At 59.5% G+C, this 14,751-nt stretch carries 13 protein-coding genes; 4 read left to right on the top strand and 9 right to left on the bottom strand.

Annotated features, from left to right (window positions below):
• Nucleotide 1 precedes the first annotated feature (1 nt).
• The 7 genes from mreD to C7J97_RS03105 form a co-directional block, all read right to left on the bottom strand.
• Nucleotides 2-535, bottom strand: coding sequence for a rod shape-determining protein MreD (mreD, locus tag C7J97_RS03135; RefSeq protein WP_097783609.1), 534 nt, complete (start codon nucleotides 533-535; stop codon nucleotides 2-4).
• 15 nt (nucleotides 536-550) lie between these two features.
• Complete coding sequence (gene mreC, locus C7J97_RS03130; protein ID WP_005923501.1) at nucleotides 551-1,381, bottom strand: rod shape-determining protein MreC; 831 nt, start codon at nucleotides 1,379-1,381, stop codon at nucleotides 551-553.
• A gap of 174 nt (nucleotides 1,382-1,555) precedes the next feature.
• Complete coding sequence (gene mreB, locus C7J97_RS03125; RefSeq protein WP_005923497.1) at nucleotides 1,556-2,578, bottom strand: rod shape-determining protein; 1,023 nt, start codon at nucleotides 2,576-2,578, stop codon at nucleotides 1,556-1,558.
• 162 nt (nucleotides 2,579-2,740) lie between these two features.
• Nucleotides 2,741-3,298, bottom strand: coding sequence for a Maf family protein (locus C7J97_RS03120; protein ID WP_113992009.1), 558 nt, complete (start codon nucleotides 3,296-3,298; stop codon nucleotides 2,741-2,743).
• A 121-nt stretch (nucleotides 3,299-3,419) separates the two neighbouring features.
• Nucleotides 3,420-3,866 carry a dUTP diphosphatase gene (gene dut, locus C7J97_RS03115; protein WP_005923491.1) on the bottom strand — a complete coding sequence of 149 codons (447 nt, stop codon included), beginning with the start codon at nucleotides 3,864-3,866 and terminating at the stop codon, nucleotides 3,420-3,422.
• Nucleotides 3,867-3,898: 32 nt separating this feature from the next.
• Nucleotides 3,899-5,968: a U32 family peptidase gene (locus tag C7J97_RS03110; RefSeq protein ID WP_113992008.1), complete on the bottom strand. Its 2,070-nt coding sequence runs from the start codon at nucleotides 5,966-5,968 to the stop codon at nucleotides 3,899-3,901.
• A 36-nt stretch (nucleotides 5,969-6,004) separates the two neighbouring features.
• Nucleotides 6,005-6,469 (bottom strand): cell division protein ZapA, encoded by a 465-nt coding sequence (locus C7J97_RS03105; protein WP_005923485.1) that lies wholly within the window; start codon nucleotides 6,467-6,469, stop codon nucleotides 6,005-6,007.
• Nucleotides 6,470-6,893: 424 nt separating this feature from the next.
• On the opposite strand from C7J97_RS03105, the gene C7J97_RS03100 reads away from it, so the two are divergent.
• The 4 genes from C7J97_RS03100 (at nucleotide 6,894) to C7J97_RS03085 (ending at nucleotide 12,874) form a co-directional block, all read left to right on the top strand.
• Nucleotides 6,894-9,299, top strand: a complete 2,406-nt coding sequence (locus tag C7J97_RS03100; protein WP_113992007.1) for a glycogen/starch/alpha-glucan phosphorylase — start codon at nucleotides 6,894-6,896, stop codon at nucleotides 9,297-9,299.
• A gap of 74 nt (nucleotides 9,300-9,373) precedes the next feature.
• Nucleotides 9,374-11,230: a glycoside hydrolase family 13 protein gene (locus tag C7J97_RS03095; protein ID WP_005923479.1), complete on the top strand. Its 1,857-nt coding sequence runs from the start codon at nucleotides 9,374-9,376 to the stop codon at nucleotides 11,228-11,230.
• A 261-nt stretch (nucleotides 11,231-11,491) separates the two neighbouring features.
• Complete coding sequence (locus C7J97_RS03090; protein ID WP_005923474.1) at nucleotides 11,492-11,953, top strand: NfeD family protein; 462 nt, start codon at nucleotides 11,492-11,494, stop codon at nucleotides 11,951-11,953.
• A gap of 15 nt (nucleotides 11,954-11,968) precedes the next feature.
• Nucleotides 11,969-12,874: an SPFH domain-containing protein gene (locus C7J97_RS03085; RefSeq protein ID WP_005923470.1), complete on the top strand. Its 906-nt coding sequence runs from the start codon at nucleotides 11,969-11,971 to the stop codon at nucleotides 12,872-12,874.
• Nucleotides 12,875-12,972: 98 nt separating this feature from the next.
• Here the strand turns inward: C7J97_RS03085 and C7J97_RS03080 are convergent, their stop codons facing one another.
• Complete coding sequence (locus tag C7J97_RS03080; RefSeq protein ID WP_005923466.1) at nucleotides 12,973-13,371, bottom strand: hypothetical protein; 399 nt, start codon at nucleotides 13,369-13,371, stop codon at nucleotides 12,973-12,975.
• Between the two features lie 38 nt (nucleotides 13,372-13,409).
• Entirely contained in the window at nucleotides 13,410-14,696 is a 1,287-nt protein-coding gene (locus C7J97_RS03075; RefSeq protein ID WP_112121179.1) for a diaminopimelate decarboxylase, read from the bottom strand.
• Nucleotides 14,697-14,751 lie beyond the last annotated feature (55 nt).

The raw sequence follows: 14,751 nt of genomic DNA, 5'->3' as shown, positions 1-14,751 counted from the left end.
GCTAGACCACACCGTTGTCGATCCTGAACCCGTCATGGATGCGCTGCACCAGCCAGAAGGCCAGCAGCGCCGCCGGGATGGTCAGCGCCGCGCCGGGCAGTACAAAGGTGACATACCGCAGCGCTGCGCCGGTATAACCCGGCATATAGTAGAAAAACAGCCAGTCCAGCGAGAGCACCACCAGCGCCGTTGCGGTGCTTACTGCGGCAAAATTGCCGGGGTTCACCTGCAGATACAACTGCACCAGCACCGATACCGCAAAGCAGAGCAGCAGCAGCTCCAGCGCCAGCATACCTACCGTGCGTCCGGCTGTGCAATCCCACAAAAGGCCGCCCACCGTGCCCAGCAGTGCTCCGGCAAATTCTCCTTCAAATACCGCCACCGCCAGACACAGCGGCAGCACCAGCAGCGGCTTTGCCTCCCCCAGCTGAAACAGCCCGGGCGTGGTCTGCAAAGCGGCGCACACAAACAGCGCCAGCACATAACAGCCCCACTTCAGCAGCTGGCTGCGGCTGCGCCTGCGGCGAGATTCCATAGCAGTGTGTCCTCCTTAGTACGCAGTAACGATAAAAACGTGCTTGGCGGTGCGGGGGTCGGCACCGGGGCGCACCACCGCAATGGAGGATTTGCCGCTGGTCTCCGGCACCACGTCCTGCACCGTACCCACCAGAAGATCCGGGGGGAACACCCCGCCCAGACCGGTGGTGATGACCTGATCCCCCGCATGGGTCTCGGTGCTGCGCTCCAGATTGGTCAGGGTGCACAGGCCGTCCGCTGCATAGGTGGTATTGCCGTTCAGAATGCCGTTTTCCCGGGTGCGGGATACCACGCCCGCCGCGTTGAAGCTGGGGTGCAGAATGGTCATCACCTTGCAGCTGGTCGGATCAGCCTCTACCACCATGCCCAGCAGATAGCCCCGGTCACTGATGACCGCATCGTTCACCGCTACGCCGTCTGCGGTGCCCTTGTCCAGCGTGAAGCCGCCGAACTCGTCCAGCGGGTCGCGGCCAATGACAAAGCCGGACACATAGGTGGCATTGCTGTTCTTTTCCTGAATGTTGGCCAGTGCCTTGTAGGCCTCGTTTTCAGCCTTGATGCGGTCATAATCCACCATCTGCTGGCGCAGCTCGGCGTTTTCCGCCGTCAGCTGCTCGTTCTGTTCCATAACCTTGTCGATGCTGGCATATTTTTCCCACATCGCGCCTACACCGCCGCTGACCACAGCCCCTGCCTTCTGGAATGGGGTCAGGATCACGCCCAGCAGTTCCTGCGGGGCAGCGGTCAGGCGTCCGTTGGCACCGGCATAGGCCATGATGCCCACCAGAAACACCGCCACGGCCACAAGGATCTTGAATTTCCAGGTATCAAAAAAATCTTTCAAAGGGTGCTTCCCTCCTGTCGGGATGCCCGCGCCCTACCGCAGGCCTTTGCATGAAAAAAGCGCGGACAGCCGTGCCATCCGCGCAAGATGCAGTGTTTGCAGCGGAAAAACGCACAGCTGCTGTGTCTGAAACTTTTCCGCATTCTGAGCAGCACTCTCCGCAGAGAGCCGCTCTTACATATGTCCTCCATCGGTGTCCAGCACGTCATGCAGCACATCCACATGATCCAGCACCGCACCGGCACCCTTGGCCACGCAATCCAGCGGATCCTCCGCAATATGCACATCAATGCCGGTCTCGCTCTGGATCAGCTGATCCAGGCCGCGCAGCAAAGCGCCGCCGCCGGTCAGGGTGATGCCGCGGTCGATGATGTCCGCACTCAGCTCCGGCGGGGTGCGCTCCAGCGTCTCCTTGATGGCAGTGGTGATCTTGACCAGACACTCCAGCAGCGCGCCGCGCACATCCTCAGAGTGCACCACGATGTTCTTGGGCAGACCGTCTACAAGGTTGCGGCCCTTGATTTCCATGGTCAGCTCCGGATCCAGTGCATAGGCAGAGCCGATCTCGATCTTGATCTGCTCGGCAGTCCGCTCACCGATGAGCAGGTTGTACTTGCGCTTGATGAAAGCGATGATGGCCTGATCGAACATATCACCGGCCATGCGCACGCTGCGGGAAGCCACGATGCCGCCCAGAGAGATGACGGCGATCTCCGCCGTGCCGCCGCCGATATCCACGATCATGCTGCCGGTGGGCTCGCTGATGGGCAGGCCTGCACCGATGGCAGCTGCCATGGGCTCCTCAATGACAGACACCTGACGGGCACCAGCCTTCAGGGTAGCCTCGCGCACAGCGCGGCGCTCCACCTCGGTAACGCCGGAGGGAATGCAGATGACCACCCGGGGACGGGAGAACATGCTGTTGCCGCAGGCCTTTTTGAGGAAGTTCTCCAGCATATTGGCCGTGATGTCGAAATCGGCGATAACGCCGTCCTTCAGGGGACGCACTGCCACGATGCTGCCGGGGGTACGGCCGATAACAGCCTTTGCCTCGCCGCCCACGCAGCGCACCTCATCGGTCTTGGTGTCCACCGCCACGACCGAGGGCTCGCGCATGATGATGCCCTTGCCCTTCATGTAGACCAGAGTATTGGCAGTACCCAAATCAATGCCAACGTCCTTTGACAGAAAACTCATTGTTCCAAATCTCCTTACGATCGTTCCTTAAATCTATCCCAGAATGCCGGACGGTCTGCTGCAAACAGTCCCTCCTGCGCAGAATAACACGGTTCTATTATAGCCGCAAGTGCTCCATTTCTCAAGCGTTTCGGCAAGTTTTCTATCATTTTTCCATTTTTCTCACAAAAAATGCGCCAGCGTCTGTACGGTGCGGCTGACCGGCAGCCCCATAATGGTGTAATAGTCGCCCTCGATGCGGTCCAGCCACAGGGCTGCGCGCCCCTGAATGGCATAGGCACCGGCCTTATCGTAGGGCTCCGGGGTAGCAGTGTAGAACGCGATTTCTTCCTCCCCCAGCGGGAAAAAGGTCACCTTGCAGCTGTCCACAAAATGCTCTGCCCTGTCCCCTTTTGCAATGCACACGCCGGTGTGCACCTGATGGGTCTTGCCGGAGAGCGCGCGCAGCATCCGCTTGGCATCCTCTGCGTCATGGGGCTTGCCGAACACAGCGCCGTCCACGTCCACCACGGTGTCGCAGCCGATGACCACGGCATCCGGGTGCTGTTTTGCCACTGCAAGGCACTTGCCGATGGCCAGCTGCTCCACCAGCTGCGCCGGAGTGGGGGCAGTGACGGCGCTCTCATCAAAATCGCTGACACAGACCGTGAAATCGGTGGTGTACAGGGAAAGCAGCTCCCGTCTGCGGGGGCTGCCAGAGGCTAAGATCAAATGATTCATAAAACCCTCTCAGTCACCTGCGGTGACCGCTCTCCCGAAGGGGAGAGCTTTTTTCATCAATCGGTTTACTCTTTTAAATTCTCCCCTCTCGGGTGTCAATGCGAAGCATTGACGAAGAGGGTTATTTTCCGGTAGAGCCAAAGCCGCCCACACCGCGCTGGGTGTCGCCCAGCTCCTCGGCTGGCACAAAGGCGGCGGTGTACACCGGGGCGATGCACAGCTGCGCTACCCGCTCGCCGGGCTGAATGGTATAAGCCTCGGCACCCAGATTGACCATGGGCACCTTCAGCTCGCCGCGGTAGTCGCTGTCCACCACACCCACGCCGTTGGCCATGCACAGGCCGTGCTTGATGGACAAGCCGCTGCGGGCATACACCAGCGCCACACTATGGGCGCCGGGCAGCTCGATGGCAAGGCCGGTGGGCACCAGCACCCGCTGCATGGGGGCAACGGTCAGTGGTGCGTCCAGCACAGCGCACAGGTCAGCGGCAGCTGCGCCGGGGGTGGCATAGGCGGGCACTTTTGCCCGGGCATCCAGTACCTTATATTTTACAGTGATGGGTTCCATCGTATAACCTCGTTTCGTTTTTTCTGCTTTCGTCAGTTCGTTCCTTTAAAATACAGACCGCGGGTAAAATCGCCCTCAAAGGGGGCGTGGGTGCGGATGCTGTCCAAGATCTGCGCCGCTTTCTCGCGGGATTCCAGCGTAAAGTAGGCCACGCCATAGTCCACCGCCAGTGCGCCGGGCTTATCGCCCATGTAGATAGGCACCGGGTTATAGATGGTGCGCACCCCAAGGCCGCACCGCACCGGGAACTTTTTGGCCTTGCGGTCGGTCAGCACGCCGGTCTTGTCGCAGTGAGCACAGTCGTGGATATTTTGCAGCGGACAGGCGCGGGTAAGCATCAGCGGCATATGGCCGTAGATCATTACGCCGGTGGGCACCGGTTTACCGTTCCGGGCGGGTGCAATAGACGCAATATCGCTATCTTTCACCTCCGGCAGGATGAGCAGGCTGGAAAGTCCCTGCTCTGCATAGAACTGTGCTGCCACATTGTTGGTGATGTTCAGTCCAAAGCCGCCGGTCATGGGCAGGCCGCGGCACAGCCGCAGATGGGCGATGTTGCTGACCTCGTATCCGGCAAAGCCCGCGTCCTGCGTGGCAGCAATGCGGCGGGCAGTGTCCTGTTCCAGCGCACCAAACATGACCCGTGGCAGCTCCAGAAGGGTCTTTGCCCGCCACTCCCGGGGCACACGGTCGGCCTGCGCAATGGGAAGAATGAGACATTCCACCCCGTCAAGTGCCCGCTCCGGCACCTGTTCCCAGCGCTCGAACCGGGCACGCAGGGTGCGGCGGGGCGGCAGAGTGCGCTGCGGCAGGGCGGCGACGTGCTCCTCGGTGGTGGGCCAAGGACGCAGCGCCTCCCGCTTTTTGAGCAGGGCATCCAGTGCCTCCCGGCGCAGCTCGTTCACGGCACTGCCGGGGATGAACCACGGCCCGCCGTCCATTTCCACAGTGATCTTCTCCGCCGTAAAGGGGGTGCCGCCGGTCTTTGTCAGGCTGCGGTTCAGGCTCTCGGTGGGGTCGGTGCGGGCGGGCTGCGGCTCGGCATCCCCATAGGCAAAGGCTTTGTTGCCGTCGGCATCGGTAACGGTCAGCTTTTCGCCGCCCTCCTCGATCTCCAGTTTCATCTGCACCGGCACGCGGGAGCGCTCGCGGCGGTAAAGCTCGCGCAGCATGGGCAGGGTCTTTTTGGTCAGCTCGGCATCGGCCTCGCTGCGCACACCGAACATGGTACCGTCGATTTTTCCGTCCAGATAGCCGGAGGTGAAACCGGAGCGGCTGAAGGCGTTCTTCAGCAGGTCGCGGTCGTAGGCGCGGCCCTCGCGGCCTGCCAGACAGGCACTGACCGCCGCTGCCACATACTCCGGCGTGCGCAGACGACCCTCGATCTTTGCCGATGCTACGCCAAGCGCCTGCAGCTTGTCCAGCTTATCGATGGCAGAGTTGTCCTTAAGGGAGAGGTGGTGCAGCCGTCCGGGCTTGCCTTCCGGCAGGGCATTGGCTTCAAAGGGCAGACGGCAGGGGCCCGCACAGGAACCGCGGTTGCCGCTGCGCCCGCCCAGAAAGGCGGACATATAGCACTGGCCGCTCACGCTCATGCACAGCGCACCGTGGATGAAGCACTCGGTCTCAATGCCGCAGTGCTTTGTGATGTGCTCCACCTCGGGCAGGCTCAGCTCACGCGCCAGCACCACCCGGGTAAAGCCCAGCTCTTTCAGCTCCAGTGCACCCTGCAGGGTGTGGACGCTCATCTGGGTGGAGCCGTGCCGGGGCAGCTGCGGGGCAATTTTACCAATTAAAGTAGCCACTGCCAGATCCTGACAGATAACTGCATCCGCGCCGCTGGCTGCTACCGCGCGGATAGCCTGCTCCAGCGCAGGCAGCTCGGTGCCATACACGGTCGTATTCAGCGCAACGTGCACCGCCACGCCCCGGGCGTGGCAGAAGCGCACGGCCTCCTGCAGGCTGTCTGCATCAAAGTTGCCGGCACCCGTGCGGGCGTTGAAGCCCGAAAAGCCCAGATATACTGCGTCCGCGCCGCTGAACACCGCAGCGCGGAGCATTTCTTCACTGCCCACCGGGGCTAAGATTTCGATCCTTGCCATAGTTCTCCTTCTGACTTCTATTTATATAAGGTGCGTTCAGTTGGTCTCGTCTGTCTGCGCACTGTCTGCCGCCGGGGCTTCCGGGGCGGGCTGCTCCCGTTCCGTCTCTGCCGCAGCGCGGGCGGCGCGCTCCTCCCGGCGGGTCTCGCGCTGGCGCTCCTTGGCCAGCTGCTCCCGCAGGGCGGCAGCTTCCCGGCGCAGCACGGCGTTTTCCGCCAGTGCCTTGTCCTCAGCCAGCTTTGCCCGGGCTGCATCTGCAATGTAGTCCTGGATCTGACTGCGCATATTCTCGGCGCTGCCGGTGCTCTTGCGGTATTCGTCCAGATAATCCATCGCGCAGAACACCGCCGCCTTGGTCACCGAGAGGTTATCGTTGGTGTCCAGCAGCTTTGTGATGTCCTCGTCCAGCTTTTTGGCAAGACCCAGGATGTATTTTTCCGAATCTGTGGTGGCGATGGCATACGGTGTGCCCGCGATGTTGACCCTTACCTTGTTTACCATGGTGTTTTCCCCTTTTTTCCTGTATCTGTACGGCGCAAGGCCGTTTGTTCTGCATCTTACCGGGATTCGGTATCGTTCCCGGTAACGTTTCGGCTTCCGAAAACGTTTCGGCGGAGTTTCCTGTGCCATTACTGCCGGAATTACTCCCCGAAAAACGTTTCGCGGCTCAGTTCTGCCTTCTATTATAATATAAATACGCCGCAAGAAAAAGTGGAATTTTTGAAATTTCGGCATATTTGTCAGAAAGTGGCCTGAAAAAATAGCAGTTACGGAAAAAAAGCGCCTGTTTCCTTGCATTTATAAATCGTTCATATTATAATAACTTTGTTATGTTGGCAGCCGGGCGAAAGAGGGAACGTTTCTGCTGCTATTATCTACTCAATTATTTTAGCAAAGCAAACGCTTATGCGGATAGGAGCACACTATGACATCAAAAGAATTTGGCAAAATTCTTCAGGACAAGCTCACCAGTGAGTACGGTGTGGAGCTGAATGTTGCCTCCAACCAGCAGATCTACCGTTCTCTGGCTCTGATCTGCCGTCAGATGATGAGCGAGAACCACAAAAAGTTCCAGTCCAAGGCCATCGGCACCGGCACCAAGCAGGTCTACTACCTCTGCATGGAGTTCTTGATGGGCCGCAGCCTGAAGATGAGCCTGTTCAATCTGGGTCTGGACGAGGTTGCCAAGAAGGCACTGGCCGACGCCGACATCAATCTGGACAGCATTTTTGAGGAAGAGCCCGATGCAGGCCTTGGCAACGGCGGTCTGGGCCGTCTGGCTGCCTGCTATCTGGACGGCATGGCCACCACCGATATCTGCGGCACCGGCTACTCCATCCTGTACGAGTACGGCATCTTCAAGCAGAAGATCGTGGACGGCTGGCAGCAGGAGCGCGCCGACAACTGGCTGCCCGGCGGTCAGGTGTGGCTGAAGAGCCACCCGGATCAGGCTGTGGAGATCCGCTTTGACGGCGAGATCCACGAGAACTGGGACAACGGCTTCCACTACATCCAGCACACCAACTACAACAGCGTCATGGCCATTCCCTCCGATATGTATGTGCAGGGCTACGATGGAAAGGGCGTTGCAAAGCTGCGTCTGTGGCAGGCAAAGGCCCCGGACTTTGATATGTCCAGCTTCTCTCTGGGCAACTACAACACTGCTATGAGCAAGAACGCCAACGCTGAGCTCATCTCCAAGGTGCTGTACCCCAACGATAACCACGTTGAGGGCAAGATCCTGCGCCTGCGTCAGCAGTACTTCCTGTCCGCTGCTTCTATCGGCGATATCGTGCAGAACCACCTGTCCAGCTACGCTACGCTGGAGAACCTGCCCGACAAGGTCGCTATCCAGCTGAACGACACCCACCCCACGCTGGCCATCCCCGAGATGATGCGCATCCTGCTGGATGAGTGCGGCTTTGACTGGGACAAGGCCTTCAGCATCTGCCAGAAGGTGTTCTCCTACACCAACCACACCGTTATGGCCGAGGCTCTGGAGAAGTGGAACGTGGACATCTTCAAGATGACCCTGCCCCGCATCTACCAGATCGTGGTGGAGATGGACCGCCGCGCCCGCGAGGAGCTGGCAAAGGCCTTCCCCGGCGATCAGGGCAAGATCGACTACATGGCACTGATCGGCGACAATCAGGTGCGCATGGCCAATATCTGCGCCTACACCGCCAACAGCATCAACGGCGTTTCCAAGCTGCACAGTGAGATCATCAAGGAGAGCGTTTTCCACGATTACTACCTGTTCAAGCCCAACGCCTTTAAGAACGTGACCAACGGCATTGCATACCGCCGCTGGCTGCTGGCCTCTAACCCCGGCCTGTGCAAGCTGCTGGACGAGACCATCGGCGACGGCTACAAGCACGATGCTTCTGATCTGACCAAGCTGAACAAGTACGCCGACGACAAGACCGTGCTGAAGAAGCTGAACGAGATCAAGCTGGCCAACAAGAAGGACTTTGCAAGCTATCTGGCAAAGAGCACCGGTCAGGTCATCGACCCCAATTCTATCTTTGACTGCCAGGTCAAGCGTATGCACGAGTACAAGCGTCAGCACCTGAATGCGCTGAACATCGCTGCACAGTACCTGTACCTGAAGGAGAACCCCAACGCCGACTTTATCCCCAAGACCTACATCTTCGGCGCAAAGGCTGCTCCCGGCTACTACATGGCAAAGCAGATGATCCGCACGATCTGCAAGCTGGGCGATCTGATCAACAATGACCCCGCTGTGCGCGACAAGCTGCGCGTGGTGTATCTGGAAGAGTACTGCGTCTCCCTGAGCGAGCACCTGATGCCCGCTGCCGAGGTTTCTGAGCAGATCTCTCTGGCAGGCACCGAGGCTTCCGGTACCGGCAACATGAAGTTCATGCTGAACGGTGCAATCACGCTGGGCACTCTGGACGGTGCAAACGTGGAGATCGCCGATGCTGCCGGCAAGGAGAACGAGCTGATCTTCGGTATGCTGACCCCTGAGGTGAACAACCTGAAGCGGGTGGGCTACCACCCCAACGCCTTTATCATGGGCGACGACGTTGCCAACAGCGCCCTGAACTTCCTGGAGCGCGGCTGGAACGGCGAGAACTTCCACGAGGTCACCGAGAACCTGCGCAGCAGCGACCCGTACATGGTCATGGCCGACTTCAAGGACTACCGCCGTGCACAGGCCGACCTGCAGAAGCTGTATGCTGACCGCGAGACCTGGGCCCGCATGAGCCTGAAGAACATTGCCAACAGCGGCATCTTCAGCGCAGACCGCGCCGTGCTGGACTACGCCCGCGATATCTGGTACGCTTCCCCCGTGCCCATGGGCAAGTAATTTTCCCCTGTAAAGCCGCAAAGCCCCGGTGGCATTTCGCCCGCCGGGGCTTTTTTGAGAAAGGACGATCTTTTTTGTCTTGTCTGTTCAACAGCTACGACCCCTACTTTAAGCAGCCCTTTGGTGCCGTGCGCGCCGGGCAGACCGTGCACCTGTCCCTGTGCATCCCCGAGGAACTGGGCTATGTGGACCCGCACCTTGTGCTGCAAAAGGAGGGCAAATACGATGTGCCCGTGCACTACCGCATGAAATTTGACGGCCAGACGCCTCACCAGAACCACTTTTCGGTGGATGTTGTGCTGGGCGACCCGGGCTTATACTTCTATTACTTTGACCTGTATACTGACTTCCGCCGCATCGTGCGCGGGGCCGATAACTGCGGCGTGGTCAGCTGGCAGGAGGGTGAAAGCTGGCAGATCACGGTCTACGAGCCGGATTTCCAGACGCCGGAGTGCATTAAAGGCAAGGTGTTCTACCAGATCTTCCCGGACCGGTTCTGCGAGGGCATCGAGAACAAGCCCATGCCCTTCCCGGACCGGCTGTATCAGGCCGATAAGCACGCCGAACCCTTCTGGCAGCCCAACGAGACTGGCGGCCACCTGAACGAGGACTACTTCGGCGGTGATCTGGAGGGCATCCGCATCAAACTCCCCTACCTGCGGGAGATGGGCGTGGATTACCTGTACCTGAACCCCATCTTTGAGGCACACTCCAACCACCGCTACAACACCGCCGACTACCTGAACGTGGACCCGCTGCTGGGCACCAACGAGGAGTTTGAGGTACTCTGCCGCGAGGCCGCCAAGTACGGCATCGGCATCGTGCTGGACGGTGTGTTCAGCCACACCGGCTCCGACAGCCGGTACTTCAACCGCGAGGGACGCTACGGCGAGGGCGGCGCTTACCGCGACCCCAACTCCCCTTACCGCAGCTGGTACGATTTTGACCCCAAGTACAAGGGCGGCTACCGCAGCTGGTGGGGCTTTGAGACCCTGCCGGAGGTCAACGAGGAGACCCCCTCCTTTGTGGAATTCATCACCGGCGAGGGCGGCGTGATCGACACATGGCTGCGCCGGGGTGCTGCCGGTTTCCGGCTGGATGTGGCCGACGAGCTGCCGGACGAATTCATCGAGAAGATCCGCACCGCCGTCAAGCGGGTAAGCCCGGAGAAGTTTTTGCTGGGCGAGGTGTGGGAGGACGCCACAACCAAGTTCGGCTTTGACCACCGCCGCACCTACCTGCTGGGCAAGGGGCTGGACAGCGTGATGAACTACCCCTTCAAGAACTCCGTGCTGGATTTTGTAAAGGGCAAGCCCGCCCAGCAGGCCGCCAACGAGATCCTTTCCATCTGCGAGCACTACCCTGCCCCTGCCATCAACACGGCGCTGAACTTTTTGTCCACTCACGACACCGAGCGCGCTTTGACCGTGATTGCGGACGAGCCCGCCAACGGACGCGGCCGGGAGTGGCAGAGCGGCCGCAGCGTGACCGGCGAAGCCTACGAGGAAGGGATGCTGCGCCTGCGCATGGCCTATGCCATCATTTACACCCTGCCCGGCGTGCCCTGCCTGTACTACGGCGACGAGATCGGGATGCAGGGCTACCGCGACCCCTTCAACCGCGCCTTCTTCTGCTGGGACAGCCACGAGGAGCGTCTGCGCCCGGTGCTGGCACAGCTGGCGCAGCTGCGCCACAGTTGCGAGGCCTTCCGCACCGGTGAACTGCGGGTGCTGCGGGCTGAGGACGGCATTCTGCACTACCAGCGCATCGGTAAGACCGAGACTGCGGAGATCATCGTGAACCGTTCTGAGCACATCATCGTGGAGCCGCTGGCTTCCGGCAAGCACACTGAGGTAAACCCCATGGGCTTCACCATCGTGGTGGAGGAAAACGGCCATAACCCCAACCACAGCTACTACGATATCCAGTGATGCCTGCGAGGCTGTAACCATTTAAAATGCTCTCCGCTTGCGCTCTGAGCATCCATAGCGGGATCCTATTCTTTATTTGTAAGTCGGGAGGCTCTGCGGAGCCTCCCGACTTACTTTTTTCACAGGGTGGGGCGCAGTGATTTACGGGCTTTTTTCCCATTTTTGTCTATATTTTGTTTTCTGTGCAACGTTCCAGTAAAAAGCTCTTGACCTTCCCCCAAGGGGATGCCGTATAATAGCAGCATAAGGAGGTAACATACCATGCAGATCTCCCCCATTCTCTGGCTGGCTGCAGCCGTGGGCTTTCTGGCACTGGAGGCCAGTACCTTTAATATGACCTCCATCTGGTTTGCCATCGGCTCTGCCGCCGCATTGCTGTGCTGCGTGTTCACCGGGTCGTTCCGGGTGCAGGCGGTGGTCTTTCTGGTGGTAAGCATCCTGTGTCTGGCAGCCTTCCGCCCGCTGGCGGCAAAGCTGCGGCTCAAGCATACCGCCACCAACGGCGACCGCAATCTGGGACGGGAGGCCATCGTGCTTTCCCCTGTCACTGCCGAGGTCCCCGGCCGGGTGCGGCTGGACGGCGTGGACTGGAACGCCCGCTGCGCCACCCCCGGCGACACCCTCACACCCGGTTCGCTTTGCCGCGTTACCGAGATCCACAGCACCCTGCTCATCGTAGAGCCTGTTCTGACCGAAAGCCGCAACCCCCACACAACCACCTGACAAAGGAGATGTATTATGGTCCTGTTTTTTGTCATCCTTGCGCTTGTTTTTGTTCTGGTGCTGGTCATTGTTTCCAACATCGTCATTGTGCCGCAGTCCAAGGTATATGTCATTGAGCGGCTGGGCAGCTACTCCGATACATGGACTGCCGGCCTGCACGTCAAGATCCCCTTTATTGAGCGCATTGCCAAAAAGGTAAGCCTGAAGGAGCAGGTTGCAGACTTTCCCCCTCAGCCTGTGATCACCCGCGATAACGTGACCATGCAGATCGACACGGTGGTGTTCTTTCAGGTCATGGACGCAAAGCTGTACACCTACGGCGTCAACCAGCCCATTGCCGCCATCGAGAGCCTTTCTGCCACCACCCTGCGCAACATCATCGGTGAGATGGAGCTGGATCATACCCTGACCAGCCGCGATGTCATCAACGGCAAGATCACCGCCATCCTTGACGAAGCCACTGACAAGTGGGGCATCAAGGTGAACCGCGTGGAGGTGAAGAACATCATCCCGCCGCGGGAAATTCAGGAAGCCATGGAAAAGCAGATGAAGGCTGAACGCGAGAAGCGCGCCGTCATCCTGAAGGCAGACGGTGAAAAGCAGGCTGCCATTACCGCCGCCGAGGGCGAAAAGGAAGCCGCTATCCTGCGCGCCGATGCTGTGAAGCAGCAGCGCATTCTGGAGGCCGAGGGCGAGGCACAGGCCATTCTGGCTGTGCAGAAGGCCAACGCCGATGCCATCCGTCTGCTGAACGAGGCCATGCCCAGCGACAAGGTGCTGGCCATCCGCAGCCTTGAAGCGCTGGCGAAAGTTGCCAACGGCAAGGCCACCAAGATCATCATCCCCTCTGAGCTGCAGAATCTGGGCGGCGTTGTGCCCAGCATCAAGGAGCTGATGACCGACCCGAAGGACGCCGAGTAAGCGCCCACTTATCCAGCAGTAAGCTAAAACAGCTCCCGATCACGTTAAGCGGCGTGACCGGGAGCTGTTCTTTTGCTATTTATGCTTTATCCGGGGGATCACTTCTCCCCTTTTTCCTCGTTCTCCTGTGCCTGCTGTTCGCGGCGCAGCTCTTTGATGCGCTTTTTCTCGCTCTGGACGTGGGGCCACGGCCATGAGAAACCCTCGTTCTGCTTGCACCAGCGGGTAAGGGGGTAGAAGGCAAAGGCCAAGCCAAAAATGTACAGCAGGGCGTACAGCAGGGCATCCAGCGTGATCAGGGCATCCAGTGCGCCGATCACTGCCACAACACAGCCTGCCTTTAAAAAGAACTGGCCGTTCTGGCGGCAGTATTCCTCAAAGTTTTCGGCCTTGACCGCCCTGCGCCCCTGATCGCCCCACACGCGGGGATTTTTCATCACCGAAAAACCGTAAAAGGCCATCATCAGGCCAAGGGTAAGCTGAAAGCCAAAAAACATGGGTCATACCTCGTTTTTATCAGGATACGAAAAGCGGATCAGTCCTCAAACAGGGGCTTCATAAAGGGCAAAAAGTCCAGCGTTGCAAAGTAATCGCGGGGGGTCTGGGCGCGGCGGATCAGCCGGTGAGAGCCGTCCTCGCACAGCAGCACCTCGGCGCAGTGCAGCTTGCCGTTGTAGTTGTAGCCCATAGCAGAGCCGTGGGCACCGGTATCGTGGATGTAAAGGATGTCCCCGATGTCGATCTTGGGCAGCATCCGGTCAACGGCAAACTTGTCGTTGTTCTCGCACAGGCCGCCCACCACGTCGTACTTGTGGTCGCAGGGCTCGTTCTCCTTGCCCAGCACGGTGATGTGGTGATAAGCGCCGTACATGGCGGGGCGCATCAGGTTTGCGGCGCAGGCGTCCAGACCGATGTACTCCTTATAAATGTGCTTTTCGTGGATGACGGTGGACACCAGTGCGCCGTAGGGGCCGGTGGTAAAGCGGCCCATCTCGCTGAAGATGGCCACATCGCCCATGCCGGCGGGCACAAGGATCTCCTCAAACTTTTTGCGCACACCCTCGCCAATGGCCATGATGTCGTTCTCGGTCTGCTCCGGGCGGTACGGGATGCCCACACCGCCGGACAGGTTAATGTAGCTGATGTGCGCACCGGTAGCCTGCTGCACCCGGACAGCCAGCTGGAACAGGATGCCTGCCAGCTCCGGGTAGTAGGCGTCCGAGATGGTGTTGGAGGCCAAGAAAGCATGGATGCCGAACTGCTTTGCGCCCTTCTGCATCAGCTTTTTGTAGCTGTCGATCATCTGCTGCTCGGTCATACCGTACTTGGCATCGCCGGGCTTGTCCATGACCTGAAAGCCCTCTTCGCTCTCGCCCAGCTGGAAGGTCCCGCCGGGGTTATAGCGGCAGAAGATCTCCTGCGGCACCCCGGCCACCCGCTCCAGAAACTCCACCATGGTGGCGTCATCCAGATTGATGTAAGCGCCCAGCTCGTAGGCCTTCTGCATATCCTCCACGGGGGTCTGGTTGGAGGAGAACATGATCTCGTGGCCGGTAAAGCCGCAGGCCTCGCTGAGCATCAACTCGGTCAGGGAGGAGCAGTCCACGCCGCAGCCCTCCTCCTTGAGGATCTGCAGGATGACAGGGTTCGGCAGTGCCTTGACCGCAAAATACTCCTTGAATCCCTTGTTCCAGCTGAAGGCCTTGTTGATGCGGCGGACATTCTCCCGGATGCCCTTTTCGTCGTAGACGTGGAACGGCGTGGGCACATCCTCGATGATCTCCTGTGCCATCGCCTCGGTCAGAAACGGTTTCTTTTCCATAATAACATCCCTCTCGTTTTGCGCAGCCCGGCATATTCCGGCCTGCGGTCTATCC

This window comes from Faecalibacterium prausnitzii, from assembly GCF_003324185.1.
GTDB lineage: Bacteria > Bacillota > Clostridia > Oscillospirales > Ruminococcaceae > Faecalibacterium > Faecalibacterium prausnitzii.
Note: the sequence above shows the minus strand (reverse complement) of the source record. Positions and strands in the feature narration are given on the sequence as shown.